This window comes from Achromobacter kerstersii, from assembly GCF_902859595.1.
Lineage (GTDB): Bacteria > Pseudomonadota > Gammaproteobacteria > Burkholderiales > Burkholderiaceae_B > Achromobacter > Achromobacter kerstersii.
The window spans coordinates 24,418-37,224 of record NZ_CADIJQ010000017.1 but is presented as its reverse complement, the minus strand read 5'-3'; the positions used below and the strand labels follow the sequence as shown (position 1 = coordinate 37,224).

Below are 12,807 nucleotides of genomic sequence, written 5' to 3'. Positions count from 1 at the left end.
CGTGACTCCATGTAAAGTCATGGAATTGTCATCTTCATCCCTTAGTTCCCGTAATGACCGCCAACATCCGGGCAGCGATCCTTTGCCTGCTGCTCTCGACTTTAGCCGCCACCGCTCAAGCTTGTGAAAATTTGCCCTCTTGGGCCCAGTCCGCTTGTAATCGCCTGGACCAGATCTGGACCGAAGGCGGCCACGACCTCTACGTTTCCGGCTACGCCTGGCACAACCGCGCCATGTACAGCAAAGAGAAAATCGACAGCTTCAACGAACTGGCGTGGGGCGGCGGCTATGGCCGCAGCATCTACGACGAAGACGGCGACTGGCAGGGCCTGTACGCCATGGCGTTCCTGGATTCGCACAGCAAGGTCGAACCGATTGCCGGCTACGGCTTCCTGAAGATCGGACAAGTCAGCGAGAACTTCCGCCTGGGCGCGGGCTACACGGTGTTTCTTACCGCGCGGCACGACATCATGAGCTACGTGCCGTTCCCCGGCATCCTGCCGCTGGTGGGCGCGGGCTACAAAGACGCCATGTTCTACGCCACCTACATTCCCGGCGCATCCGGCGCGGGCAACGTGCTGTACATGTTCGGCCGCTGGCACTTCTAAAGCGCAGGGCCGAACGTCAGAACATTTGGCCGCTGGCACCGTTCAAGCGCAGGCCCAATCGTCAGAAGGCGTGGCCCAGCTTGCGGACCAGATCGCCCAGCCGCCAATCGTCAATGCCGTGCGCGCGCAGCGCACGCTCGGTCTCCACCACGTAATCCAGGCACGGCCCGGAATGCCCGACGGCGTTGCGTATGCACGCGAGCAGGCGGTCGTCGCTCAGGTCAGCGGCGTATTCATCGCAAGCCCGGTTCAGCAGGAAGACCAGCCCGCGCACGGGTGCGGCTTCGGTGTGGCACGTGAGCCAACGGGGGGTGTAGGCGCCCGTCACCATCTCGCGGCGCCAGAGCGCCTGGAACACGTCGCGCACGTCAGCCGCCGCAATCTGATACGCCACGCCACGGCAGCAACCGCCCCGGTTCAAGCCAAACACGAGGCCTGGGTTATCGGGCGAGCCGCGATGGTCGTGAGACCACAGGCACAAAGAACGGTGATAGCCGCGCACCGTGGCCAGCCGGCGCTCGAGCCAGGCAAAGCCGGGATGCCAGATCAGGGACCCATAGGCGAACACCCATAAATCGTCGACGCCGTTCCAGCCGGCCAACAAGTCGTCCACCGATAGCGCTTGCCGCGATTTGGCCAAACCGGCACAGCCGGCGGGTACTGCCAACGACATAGGGTCCTCTGATATCCCGATTCATTCCCTAGCAGGAATGAGCGATATCCTACGCCGAGCACCGCGCAAAAGAATTGCGAGATGGGCCTTGTGCAACACGCCGAAAGAAATTTGCATCCGCCGCAGCCCTCGCACAAGAAAAAAAATTGCGCGCCGGCCGCTACACCGCGTCCAACGGCAATTCCGTCGTGCTTTTGATGATCTCCATGGAGAAGCTGGCGCTGACATCCAGCAGATCCACCGCGCCGATCAGCCGGCGGTAAAAGCGGTCATACGCCGCCATGTCTTCCACGACCACCTTGAGCAGGTAGTCGATATCGCCCGCCATGCGATGAAACTCCACCACGTTGGGCAGCGCCATGACCGCGTTGATCAGGCTCTGCGTCCATTTCTCGTTGTGCTGGCTGGTCTTGATGGACACGAAGACCGTCAGGTTCAGCCCCAGCGCCCGGGGGTCCAGCAGGATGGCGTTGCGCGCGATAACGCCATCGTCCTTGAGCTTCTGGATGCGGCGCCAGCATGGCGTGACGGACAGGTTCACCTGCTCGGCGATTTCAGCAACCGAACAGGTGGCGTCCTTTTGCAGCAAGGCCAGGATCTTGATGTCTGTCTGGTCCATGGGGAATCCTCAGTACGTGCCGGGGTAGCCGCCGCCGTCGATCAAGATGTTTTGCGCGGTCATGTAGCCGGAGTGCGCCGAGCAGATGTACGCACACAGGGCGCCCATTTCTTCGGGCTGTCCGTAGCGCCCGGCGGGGTTGGCGCGGCCGCGCTCGTCCCAGAGCTGGTCGAAGGTCTTGCCGCCGGACTGCTCCAGCATGCCCTGGATATGCCGCACCTGCGCATCGGTCGCAAACGCCCCCGGCAGCAGGTTGTTGATGGTGACGTTGTGGCGCACGGTCTGGCGCGCCAGCCCGCCCACAAAGCCGATCAGGCCCGAGCGCGCGCCGTTGGACAGGCCGAGCTCCGCATGCGGCGCCTTCACGCTGCGCGACACGATATTCACGATGCGGCCAAAGCGCCGCTCGATCATGCCGTCGACCACGCGGCGGATCATGTCGATCGGCCCGAGCATCATCGCGTCCAGCGACGCGATCCAGTCTTCTCGCGTCCAGTCCCGAAAATCGCCCGGCATCGGGCCATCGGCATTGTTGATCAGGATGTCTGGGTGCGGGCACGCGGCCATTGCCGCATCGCGCCCGGCGGCTTGCGTCAGATCGGCCGATACCCAGCCCACGCCGATGCCGGTTTCGTGCGAGATCTCGGCTGCGGCTTGCTCAAGCGTCTGCGGATTGCGGGCCGCGATGGTGACCGCCACGCCTTCCCGCGCCAGTTGCAGGGCGCACGCCCGGCCCATGCCACGGCTGCCGCCAAACACCAAAGCCGTCTTGCCCCTGATCCCCAAGTCCATGCCCGATTCCCCTGTGATGTGCCGCAGACCACGCGCCTGCGCGCCGAAGCGGATCAGTATAGGAGCGCGCGCCGCGCTCCGGCACAAAAAAAAGGGGCCCCGAAGGGCCCCTTTATGCGTTGATGCCGCATCACTGCGCTACCGCTGCCGCATCCACGCAGTGCCGCATCAGCCCATCCACTGGCTGACCGGCGCCGCGGCGTCTTGCAACGGCTGCGCCACCACGTCGATCAGCGCCGGGCCGTCGTGCTCCATGGCGGCCTTGATCGCGGCGTCCAGCTTGGACGGATCTTCCACGCGCCACGCCTTCACGCCATAAGCCTCGGCGATGCGGGCATGGTCGGTGCGGTTGAAGTCCACGCTGTAGTAGCGCTGGTCGTAGCCCGCCTTCTGGCTGGCCTTGATCCAGCCGTAGACCGAGTTCGAAAACACGATCATCAAGAGCGGCGCCTTGTGACGCACGATGGTTTCCAATTCGCCCACGGTGAAACCGAAGCTGCCATCACCCATCACGGACACGCACTTGGACTGCGGCCGGCCAACCCAGGCGCCCAGCGCCGCCGACATCGAGAAGCCCAGCGCCCCGTGCGCGCGGTTGGTGATGAAGTGACGGCCGGGGCGCGACACGTCGTAGTAAGCCGAAAAATACGGGCAAGGCGTGCCGGGGTCCGCACACACGATGGCGTCATCGGGCAGCAGGCGGTTCAGCGATTGCACGACGCGCTCGGGGCGGATCGGCGCTTCCAGGCTGTTGGCCAGCGGCTCTAGTTGCGCGAGCCGGGCCGCCTTGGCGCGGCCAGCCAGCACCGCGCCGTCAACCGCGTCGGCGTTGCGATGCGCCAGACGCGCTTGCACTTCGGCGCCCAGTGCTTCCAGCGCCAGCTTGGCGTCGCCCACCAGACCCACTTCGGTCAGGTAGTTGGCGCCGATCACCATCGGGTCGATATCGATGTGCAGGATCGGCACGTCGCGGTTCGGGAAGCGCCAGTGCTCGGTCGACGTCGACCCCGCGCGGCAACCCACGAACAGCACCACGTCGGCGGCGGCCACCACGTCACGCGTGGCCATCACGCCGCCGTTCGAACCCACCACGCCTGCGTTCAGCGGGTGCGTGTCGGCCAGGCTGCCCTGCCCGCTGACCGTGACGCAGACCGCCGCCTTCAGCGTTTCCGCCAGTTCCTGCAAGGCGCCGCTGGCGCCGGCAATGACTACGCCACCGCCGCAAATGATCACCGGCGCACGCGCGCCGATCAGGCGCTGCGCGGCGCGGGCCACGTCAGCCGGGTCCGGCGCAAAGCGCATGGACGGGAATTGGCCGTGCTCGGGCTGCGCCCAAATGTCCGACGCATCCACTTGCTGCTTCATCACGTCATACGGAAAGCACAGGTGCGCGGCGCCCGGCTTGCCGGTCGTCATAGCGCGGAACGCCGCCCGCACCATGCCCGGAATCTGGTCAGCGCGATCAATCGTGCGGTTCCACTTCGTCAGCGGGCGATACAAGGCTTCCTGGTCAAGTTCCGTCAGCGGGTACTTGCCACGCGAGCCCACCGCCACGTCCGACGTAATGCCCAGCACGGGAATGGACGATTCATTGGCTTCCACCAAGCCGGGCAGCAGATACGTTGCGCCGCCGCCGCTGGGGCCTTCGCACACGCCGACCTTGCCGGTCACGCGCGCATAGGCGTCCGCCATATAGCCCGCGCTGCGCTCATCGCGCGTCAGGATGTGCTGCATGCCGTGGTCCAGGCGGTACAGCGCGTCGTAGAACGGCAGGCTGGTGTCGCCGCACAGGCCAAAAATATGTTTGACGTCGTTGTGCTGCAGCATCCGCACCATGGCTTCGGCGCCGGTCAAATTTTCCATGTCATCTCCACGTGTTTCGCGGTTGGGGCCGAACGGCAAGCCGTCCGGCCAGCCACCGCTCAGTTATCCAGATTGATGTTGCTGCTCTTGATGAAGGCGCTCCAGCGGTCGTACTCGGACTTCACGTACGCATCCAGCGCAGGGCCGTCGGACGCCACGATCTCGAAGCCCGCTTCCGTGACCTTCTTCTTGATTTCCGGGTCGGCCAGCACCGCCTTGAAGTCCGCCGTCAGCTTCTTCACCGTGGCTTCCGGCGTGCCCTTCGGCGCGAACATGCCGCTCCACGAATAGGCGACAAAGCCGGGGAAGCCGGACTCGATCACGGTTGGCACATTCGGCAATTCGGGCAGGCGCTTTTCGCCCGCCACAGCCAGCGGCTTGATCTTGCCGCCTTGAATCTGGCCACGCAGCGCCGCAAAGCTCAGCCACGTCATGTTGGCCTGACCGCCCACCACCGCCTGAATGGCCGGCCCCCCGCCGCCATACGGCACGTGCAACAGCTCCACCTTCGACAGGCGCTTGAGCTCTTCCGGCGCCAGGTGGTTCAGCGAACCGACACCGGTTGAGGCGTAGTTGAATTTGTTGGGCGATTCCTTGGCGGCTGCCGCCAGGAACTCCTTCAAGTTATCCCCAGGCACGTTCGGGTTTGCGCCGATCACCAGCGGAAAGCGCACGGTCTGCGAAATGGCGACGAAGTCCTTGAACGTGTCGTAGGGCAGCTTGGGCTTCACGGCGGGGTTGATGCCGTGGTTGTCGAAGCTGACCAGCAAGGTGTTGCCATCGGGCTCCGCGCGGGCCACAAAAGCCGTTGCGATCTGGCTGGCGGCGCCCGGGCGGTTTTCCACGACAACGGCGCGTCCGCCCAATTGCTGCGACAAACGCGGCTGCAAGATGCGCGCCAAAATGTCCGTGCTGCCGCCCGGCGGGTACGGCACGACCAGGATCAATGGCCGTTCTTCGGCGGCGGCGGGCGCGGCGATCATGGCGCCCCCCACCGCGGCCAGCGCGCATAAGCTCGCTGCAATCCGCTTCATCGTATGAGTCATTTTTTTTCCCCTGCTGTTGTGGTGTTGGCCGGCGCTGCCGCGGCGGGTTCGGCCTGGTCCCGCATGTAAATCGTTGAAAAGCCGGTGCGTATGACGTCGGTGATCTGGTCCAGCCGCCGGCCGATATGCGTGCTCATCAGCCCGGCCAGCCCATCGGCATCCCGCTGTTCCAGCGCCTGCACGATGCGCAGATGTTCACCTTGGGTATGGCTGCGGCGGCCCTGCTGCATGTCAATCCAGCGCACGAAATGGATGCGGGCATTGACGCTTTCCAGGGCGCGCACGAATTCTTCGTTGCGCGACAGGCGCGCCAGATGCAGGTGGAACGCTTCGTCCAGCTCCAACAAGCGCGTGGCGTCGCTGTCTTCGGGCACATCGCGCGACCGTTCCACGAACGCGCGCAGGCCGGCCAGTTCTTCGTCGCTGGCGCGCTCGCACGCCGCGCGCACAATGCCGGCCTCCAGCACCGCGCGGTATTCATACAGGCTATGGATCTGCTTGGCGTCCAGCAGCCGGGCGATAAAACCGCGGTTCACCGAGCGGGTCAGAAAGCCTTCAACCATCAATTGATTCAGCACTTCACGCAACGGCGTGCGGCTGACATTCAAGCGGCGCGCCAGCTCAACTTCGTTGATGCGTTCGCCCGGCTTGAAATCAAACCGAACCGCCATCGCCTTGACGGCGCCATACAGCTCCGCCTGTCCGGCGGACGTCCGGGCAGCGGGTCGGATGGCTGAAGGGGGATGGGTCATCAGGGCGGCTGGCGAAGGGGGATGAAGTGCATACTAAAGTGCATACACTTTGCTTCGCAACCAGGGTTTGCCCGGAAATGCGCACGGCAAAAGGCGCGCATCCCTGACCGGAATGGAAATTAAAACGGGGATGGATAACCGCAGGATGCGGTTCTTACAGGCCGGTATCCAGCGTGTAGTGGGCGCCGTCGCGGTTTTCCAGCGTCAGCGTGGACAGCACCGGCGTAACCGCCGTTGCGTCTTGCTGCACGTGAATACGCAGATTGGCCAGCGGCACGTCCCAGCCGCCCGAGGCGGCTTCGGCGGTAACGTCCGCCACCAGTGCCAGACGCTCGGCCACGGCACGGGCATCCGCCGCGCGGGCGTCGATACGCAACAGACTGCGTGCGCCGTTCGGGTGCGCCATCAATTCAGGAGACCAGACGCACTCGGGCGTCAGATGGCGGCAGAAATACATGCGAATGCCGGGCAAGGGCTGCTCGGCAAAACGCACGGTATGAAAACGGGCCTGCACTTCCTGGCCGTCCAGCATCGCGGGGCGCGTCAGTTCCTGCACCGGATTCACGGCGAACCCCGCCGCCTTCAGCCGTTCATACGTGGCGTCGGCGTCATAGGTGCGAAACACCAGCGCTTCCAGCCCGAACGGAGAATCAGCGATTTCCTTGCGAGCCGGCGGCGCGCCTTCCGGCCAGCCCAGCAATTCAACATACGTGCCTTCCAGCACGATCAATCGATTGCACGAGCCCAGGTTGTGCACCGCCTTGTCGCTCAGGTGAAAGCCCTGGCGCTCGAAGTGCGGCGCCAGCGCATCCAGCCGGTCACGCACCATGACGACGGCGTGGTCGAATTCGGTGTGGCCGACAGAATGCAGCATGGCGTTATTTCCTGATCAGACGAGCTTGCCGTGGCACTGCTTGTACTTCTTGCCGCTGCCGCACGGGCACGGATCGTTGCGGCCGACCTTGGGCAGCGCATTGCGCACGGGCTGCGCACCATCATCCGATTCCGTCTGGGCCAATGCTTCGTCGTAATCAGAGTGGTGGTACTGCACGTTTTGCACATGCGATTGCGCGGCTTCGGCTTCGGCTTGTTCAACCTGTTCCGACGACTGCACACGCACGGTCATCAACACGCGAACCACGTCGTCGCGGATGCGGTCCAGCATGCCCGAGAACAGTTCAAAGGCTTCGCGCTTGTATTCCTGCTTGGGGTTCTTCTGCGCATAGCCGCGCAGATGGATGCCCTGGCGCAGGTAATCCAGCGACGACAGGTGCTCGCGCCAGTGCGTGTCGATCGCTTGCAGCATGATCGAACGCTCGAACTGCGACCACGACTCCGTGCCGACTTGATCGACCTTGGCCTGGTAGGCCTCGCGCGCGGCGTTGACCACGCGTTCGCGCAGCTCTTCGTCCGTCAGGCTGGTTTCTTTTTCCAGCATTTCGGTCAGCGGCAGATGCAGGTGCCAATCAGCTTCCAGGGCCTTTTGCAGGGCCGGGATGTCCCACTGCTCTTCCACAGATTCCGGCGGCACGTAGGTGTTGAACATCTCAACCACGGCGGCGTCGCGCAGGTTGTTCACCGTTTCACTGACGCTGGCAGCTTCCAGCACGTCGTTACGCTGCGAATACAGCACCTTGCGCTGGTCGTTGGCCACGTCGTCGTATTCCAGCAATTGCTTGCGGATGTCGAAGTTGCGGCCTTCCACCTTGCGCTGCGCGGTTTCGATCGAACGCGTCACCATGCCTGCTTCGATGGGTTCCCCCTCGGGCAGCTTCAGGCGCTCCATGATGGCGCGCACGCGGTCGCCCGCGAAGATGCGCATCAGGGAATCTTCCAGCGACAGGTAGAAACGGGACGAGCCCGGGTCACCTTGGCGGCCGGCGCGGCCACGCAGCTGGTTGTCGATACGGCGCGATTCGTGGCGCTCGGTGCCGATGATGCGCAGGCCGCCAGCGGCCTTGACCTGCTCGTTCAGCGGCTTCCATTCCGCGCGCACCTGTTCGATGCGTGCGTTCTTTTCGGCTTCCGACAGCGATTCGTCGGCGCGGATCAGGTCAACCTGCTTATCCACACTGCCGCCCAGCACGATGTCGGTACCGCGACCGGCCATGTTGGTGGCAATGGTGATGTGGCCCGGCTTGCCGGCTTCGGCAACGATCTCGGCTTCACGGGCGTGCTGCTTGGCGTTCAGCACTTCGTGCGGCAGCTTGGCCTTTTTCAGCAGGCCCGACAGCAGCTCGGAGTTTTCGATGCTGGTAGTACCCACCAGCACGGGCTGGCCGCGCTCGTGGCAATCGCGGATGTCTTCCAGGATTGCGTTGTACTTTTCCGGATCGGTCTTGAAGACCTGGTCGTTCTGATCCTTACGGATCATGGGCTTGTTGGTCGGGATGATGACCGTTTCAAGCCCGTAGATTTCCTGGAATTCGTACGCTTCCGTGTCGGCCGTACCGGTCATGCCGGACAGCTTTTCGTACATGCGGAAGTAGTTCTGGAACGTAATCGACGCCAGCGTCTGGTTCTCGTGCTGGATCTTCACGCCTTCCTTGGCTTCGACGGCCTGGTGCAGGCCATCGGACCAACGGCGGCCCACCATCAGGCGGCCCGTGAATTCGTCGACGATCACCACTTCACCGTCTTGCACGACGTACTGCTGGTCGCGGAAGAACAGGTTGTTGGCGCGCAGAGCCACCATCAGGTGGTGCATCAGCGCAATGTGGCGCGGGTCGTACAGCGACTCGCCTTCGGGCAAGATGCCCAGGCGGGCCAGAATGGCTTCGGCGTTCTCGTGGCCGGCTTCCGACAGATAGACCTGCTGGCTCTTTTCGTCGACCCAGTAATCACCTTCGGGTTCCGGCTCCTGCGGCTTGGGCTCGGTGGCCATGCGCTTGAGCAGCGGCGGCACCGCGTTCATGCGGATGTAGAGCTCGGTGTGATCTTCGGCCTGGCCGGAGATGATCAGCGGCGTACGGGCTTCGTCGATCAGGATCGAGTCCACTTCGTCGACGATGGCGTAGAACAGCACGCGCTGGCGGCGGTCCTCAACACGGTATTCCATGTTGTCGCGCAGGTAGTCGAAGCCGAATTCGTTGTTGGTGCCGTACGTGATGTCGGCAGCGTACGCGGCCTTCTTTTCTTCGTTCGGCTGCTGCGGCACCACCACGCCCGTGGTCATGCCCAGGAAGTGGTACAGGCGCCCCATCCATTCCGCATCACGGCGGGCCAGATAGTCGTTCACCGTCACGACGTGGACGCCCTTGCCGGCGACCGCGTTCAGGTAAACGGGCAGCGTCGCCATCAGCGTCTTGCCTTCCCCCGTGCGCATTTCGGCGATCTTGCCGCTGTGCAGCGCAATGCCGCCCAGCAACTGAGAGTCGAAGTGGCGCATACCGAATACCCGCTTGCCGGCTTCGCGAACCACGGCGAAGGCTTCGGGCAGCAGGTCGTCCAGGGAAGTCCCCTGAGCGTATCGGGATCGGAATTCGTCGGTCTTGGCCGCCAGCTCCGCATCGGAAAGCGCGGAAATCTTGGGCTCTTGCCCATTGATCTGGGTTACCAGCTTGCGATACTGCTTAAGCAGCCGGTCATTGCGGCTACCTATGAGTTTTTTGAGCAGAGAAACCATGCGTATGTCGGCCGCACGTACCACGCCGCGCCTGCATAAGGCCTGGGCAGCGTCGCCCGTGACTTTTGATGTTATTGGTTGAGCGGGGGTCCGCTGGGAAACGAACCAGTTTAACGCACCTGGAGCGTAATAGCCTGGATCTATGACCAGGGTGCTTTCATTGTCCTGTTGGACCGGTCAGCGCGCCGCAGGTTCATTTGTCGTTGCCTGCGCCACCGCGGGCGGCGCGGGTTGCTGCGAACCCAGGAACAATCGGGGGTCCAGCGGCTGTCCGGCAAGGCGGACTTCAAAGTGCAAATGCGGGCCGGTAGACCGCCCCGAACTGCCCACGCGAGCCACTTGCTGGCCACGCTCGACAAGCTGCCCTTGCTTGACCATCAGCGATGACGCATGTGCGTAACGCGTGATCAAACCATCACCATGGTCGATCTCGACCATGTTGCCAAAGCCGGGCTGGAACTTGGCTTCCAGCACCACGCCCCCAGAGGCCGCCAGAATCGGCGTCCCCGACGGGGCCGCGAAATCCAGCCCTTCATGCATGGCCGTGCGCCCCGTCACGGGGTTGCGGCGCCAGCCGTAAGACGAGCTCAGATAGGGGTAATCGGTAATCGGCATCGCGGTCGGCATGCGGGCCTGGTCCGCCGACCGCTTGGTCAGCGCCGCATCCAGCAGCTTCAGGTTGTCGGACTGCTGGGCAAGCCGCGCCTGGATTTCGTCCAGCTGGCGGCCCAAGGCTTCGGCCGACGCCGCGCTGGGCGGGGGATGGTCGGTGAACAGGTCATCCATGACCTGCGTGGCTTCGGGCTGCGTCAGCGCTTCGGGTTGGGCCACGGCCAATTGCTTGGCCAGCTCCGGGTCCGTGTAAGCCACGCCGGCCACTTTCGCCACGCGCTGGCCCAGGCCGTCGATGCTGACCAGCTTGGCCTGCAACGCGCCGACCTTGGCGGCCAGCAAGTTCATGTTTCCGCGTAGGAAATCAGTGTCCCGGCCCGGCTGAGTGGCCAGCGGCCACCCCACGGTCTGAACCGCCGGCAGCATGGGAGTAAGGTATCGTTGTAGCGCGGCGCCAAAGATGGCTGCCGTCACGAGCGCGGCCCCGAGAAACAACGCCAGTCGCGCTCCTCCCAGGGTGAAATGCCCGTCCCGCCCGTCGCGGGCGTGCATAATCACGATTTTCAAGGTGTGCTTCCTAAATCTTTATAGCCGGGATGAATAGACCCACTTCATACCGTCAACGTTCCAGTGCCAGCCGGCGGAAAGAAAATACCGCTCTGGGATGGCTGGGTCATGACATGCGGGGCGCCGGAGTGTTGGCGACTGCCCGCAAGCACTTGCAAATTCAGTATGCGGTGGCGGCGGTTCTGCCCGCCCCGCTAGGTGCTGTCTGCCAGGTCGGCAAGCTGGAAAACCAGTGCCTGCATCTGGTGGTGCCCAGCGCCGCTCATGCCGCCAAGATGCGGCAATTGGCGCCGCGCGTGGCGCGCGCCCTGGCCGACCAAGGCTGGAACCTTAACGAAATTGCCGTCAAGGTACAAGCGGGTTTACCGAAGCCCGGCGCCCGTCAGCCGCTGCCCCCCAAAGAGGCGCAACCGCTGGGAGACACCGCGCTGGGCGCGTTCAAATCGCTACATGACACGCTGCGTCCCGGCCCGTTGGCAGACGCAGTCGCCAAGCTCTTGAAGCATCACAAGAGTAGCTGAAGCTATCCGGCCCTGTCCGGCGCCTGGGGCGCCCGGAAACGAAGCGAAACCAAGTTCTGGGGGGTTTAGACCCGATGGTTTGCAACCGGATGGCGGTCTTTGCGCTAAGGGATGGCGGCCAGCGCCATCCTTAAGCAGGGGCCTGATGAGGATACCGGGGACACTCCCCGGTTCAGGCCCGATCAGAAAGCGGCGTTATGCCAGCTTCCATTCGTGGCGGAAGGCCTGCGGCGCTTCAGCCTGCGATTCATAGGTGACCAGTTCCCAGGCGTCTTGCTGAGCAAGCAGCGCACGGGCCAGCTGGTTGTTCAGGCCGTGGCCCGACTTGCACGCCACATAGCGCGCCACCAAGGGTTTGCCCAGCAGATACAAGTCGCCAATGGCGTCCAGGATCTTGTGCTTCACGAATTCGTCGTCGTAGCGCAGGCCGTCGCTGTTCAGCACGCGGTATTCGTCCATGACGATCGCGTTGTCCAGGCTGCCGCCGCGGGCCAGGCCCATCGAGCGCAGCGCTTCCACTTCGTTCACGAAACCGAAAGTGCGCGCACGGGCGATCTCGCGCACATACGAGTGCGTGGCGAAATCGATCTCGGCGAAATTGGCCGTGGAATCAATGGCGGGGTGGCGGAAGTCGATCGAGAACGCCAGCGCGTAACCCTCGTGGGGTTCCAGGCGGGCCCATTTCTCGTTGCGGCCTTCGCCTTCGCGCACTTCCACCGTCTTTTTGACGCGGATGAATTGCTTGGGCGCGTTCTGCTCGACGATGCCCGCCGAGCGCAACAGATAAACAAACGTAGCCGCACTGCCGTCCATGATGGGGACTTCTTCGGCAGTGAGGTCGATATGCAGGTTGTCGATACCCAGGCCGGCCAATGCCGACATGAGATGCTCCACCGTGGAGACGCGGACGTTGCCCTGTTGGAGGACGGACGCCATGCGCGTATCGCCCACGCCAGTGGCCTGCGCGGGCAGGTCTACGACCTCGGGCAGGTCCACGCGGTGGAAAACAATACCGGTATTGGGTTGTGCCGGACGCAGGGTGAGTTCTACCCGCCGTCCGGAGTGGACGCCGACGCCTGTCGTGCGGACTAGATTCTGAATGCTGCGTTGTCGGAACATGAGACTTAGG

12 protein-coding genes are annotated in these 12,807 nt (G+C 63.7%); 2 read left to right on the top strand and 10 right to left on the bottom strand.

What is annotated here, in order from left to right; translation table 11 throughout:
- Nucleotides 1–53 precede the first annotated feature (53 nt).
- On the top strand, nt 54–608 hold the full coding sequence (gene pagP / locus HV765_RS29865; protein ID WP_175171838.1) for a lipid IV(A) palmitoyltransferase PagP: 555 nt from the start codon (nt 54–56) through the stop codon (nt 606–608).
- 61 nt (nt 609–669) lie between these two features.
- On the opposite strand, the gene HV765_RS29860 is transcribed toward pagP, so the two are convergent.
- From HV765_RS29860 to HV765_RS29820, 9 genes are all read right to left on the bottom strand, one after another.
- On the bottom strand, nt 670–1,281 hold the full coding sequence (locus tag HV765_RS29860; protein ID WP_175171836.1) for a gamma-glutamylcyclotransferase: 612 nt from the start codon (nt 1,279–1,281) through the stop codon (nt 670–672).
- Nucleotides 1,282–1,441: 160 nt separating this feature from the next.
- Entirely contained in the window at nt 1,442–1,900 is a 459-nt protein-coding gene (locus HV765_RS29855; RefSeq protein ID WP_006226278.1) for an Lrp/AsnC family transcriptional regulator, read from the bottom strand.
- A gap of 9 nt (nt 1,901–1,909) precedes the next feature.
- On the bottom strand, nt 1,910–2,692 hold the full coding sequence (locus HV765_RS29850; protein WP_054420466.1) for an SDR family NAD(P)-dependent oxidoreductase: 783 nt from the start codon (nt 2,690–2,692) through the stop codon (nt 1,910–1,912).
- Nucleotides 2,693–2,860: 168 nt separating this feature from the next.
- The gene (locus HV765_RS29845; protein WP_175171834.1) at nt 2,861–4,555 is read right to left on the bottom strand and encodes a thiamine pyrophosphate-binding protein; all 1,695 of its coding nucleotides are present in this window, start codon (nt 4,553–4,555) and stop codon (nt 2,861–2,863) included.
- A 59-nt stretch (nt 4,556–4,614) separates the two neighbouring features.
- The gene (locus HV765_RS29840) at nt 4,615–5,601 is read right to left on the bottom strand and encodes a tripartite tricarboxylate transporter substrate binding protein (RefSeq protein ID WP_054420463.1); all 987 of its coding nucleotides are present in this window, start codon (nt 5,599–5,601) and stop codon (nt 4,615–4,617) included.
- Nucleotides 5,598–6,353: a GntR family transcriptional regulator gene (locus tag HV765_RS29835; RefSeq protein ID WP_175171832.1), complete on the bottom strand. Its 756-nt coding sequence runs from the start codon at nt 6,351–6,353 to the stop codon at nt 5,598–5,600. Before HV765_RS29835 ends, HV765_RS29840 begins: the two co-directional genes overlap by 4 nt.
- 154 nt (nt 6,354–6,507) lie before the next feature.
- The gene (locus HV765_RS29830; protein ID WP_175171831.1) at nt 6,508–7,227 is read right to left on the bottom strand and encodes a VOC family protein; all 720 of its coding nucleotides are present in this window, start codon (nt 7,225–7,227) and stop codon (nt 6,508–6,510) included.
- A 15-nt stretch (nt 7,228–7,242) separates the two neighbouring features.
- Complete coding sequence (secA, locus tag HV765_RS29825; protein WP_054420460.1) at nt 7,243–9,978, bottom strand: preprotein translocase subunit SecA; 2,736 nt, start codon at nt 9,976–9,978, stop codon at nt 7,243–7,245.
- Between the two features lie 177 nt (nt 9,979–10,155).
- Nucleotides 10,156–11,142 carry a M23 family metallopeptidase gene (locus HV765_RS29820; protein WP_054420459.1) on the bottom strand — a complete coding sequence of 329 codons (987 nt, stop codon included), beginning with the start codon at nt 11,140–11,142 and terminating at the stop codon, nt 10,156–10,158.
- 128 nt (nt 11,143–11,270) lie between these two features.
- Between HV765_RS29820 and HV765_RS29815 the strand changes: the two genes are divergently transcribed.
- The gene (locus tag HV765_RS29815; RefSeq protein WP_082386878.1) at nt 11,271–11,678 is read left to right on the top strand and encodes a DciA family protein; all 408 of its coding nucleotides are present in this window, start codon (nt 11,271–11,273) and stop codon (nt 11,676–11,678) included.
- Between the two features lie 195 nt (nt 11,679–11,873).
- Here the strand turns inward: HV765_RS29815 and lpxC are convergent, their stop codons facing one another.
- Nucleotides 11,874–12,797 (bottom strand): UDP-3-O-acyl-N-acetylglucosamine deacetylase, encoded by a 924-nt coding sequence (lpxC, locus tag HV765_RS29810; protein ID WP_054420456.1) that lies wholly within the window; start codon nt 12,795–12,797, stop codon nt 11,874–11,876.
- Between the last annotated feature and the right edge of the window lie 10 nt (nt 12,798–12,807).

Excerpts from the sequence above, each read along its gene's own strand:
- pagP (WP_175171838.1), top strand. The coding sequence starts at position 54 with ATGACCGCCAACATCCGGGCAGCGATCCTTTGCCTGCTGCTCTCGACT.
- HV765_RS29860 (WP_175171836.1), bottom strand. The coding sequence starts at position 1,281 with ATGTCGTTGGCAGTACCCGCCGGCTGTGCCGGTTTGGCCAAATCGCGG.
- HV765_RS29855 (WP_006226278.1), bottom strand. The coding sequence starts at position 1,900 with ATGGACCAGACAGACATCAAGATCCTGGCCTTGCTGCAAAAGGACGCC.
- HV765_RS29850 (WP_054420466.1), bottom strand. The coding sequence starts at position 2,692 with ATGGACTTGGGGATCAGGGGCAAGACGGCTTTGGTGTTTGGCGGCAGC.
- HV765_RS29845 (WP_175171834.1), bottom strand. The coding sequence starts at position 4,555 with ATGGAAAATTTGACCGGCGCCGAAGCCATGGTGCGGATGCTGCAGCAC.
- HV765_RS29840 (WP_054420463.1), bottom strand. The coding sequence starts at position 5,601 with ATGACTCATACGATGAAGCGGATTGCAGCGAGCTTATGCGCGCTGGCC.
- HV765_RS29835 (WP_175171832.1), bottom strand. The coding sequence starts at position 6,353 with ATGACCCATCCCCCTTCAGCCATCCGACCCGCTGCCCGGACGTCCGCC.
- HV765_RS29830 (WP_175171831.1), bottom strand. The coding sequence starts at position 7,227 with ATGCTGCATTCTGTCGGCCACACCGAATTCGACCACGCCGTCGTCATG.
- secA (WP_054420460.1), bottom strand. The coding sequence starts at position 9,978 with ATGGTTTCTCTGCTCAAAAAACTCATAGGTAGCCGCAATGACCGGCTG.
- HV765_RS29820 (WP_054420459.1), bottom strand. The coding sequence starts at position 11,142 with ATGCACGCCCGCGACGGGCGGGACGGGCATTTCACCCTGGGAGGAGCG.
- HV765_RS29815 (WP_082386878.1), top strand. The coding sequence starts at position 11,271 with ATGCGGGGCGCCGGAGTGTTGGCGACTGCCCGCAAGCACTTGCAAATT.
- lpxC (WP_054420456.1), bottom strand. The coding sequence starts at position 12,797 with ATGTTCCGACAACGCAGCATTCAGAATCTAGTCCGCACGACAGGCGTC.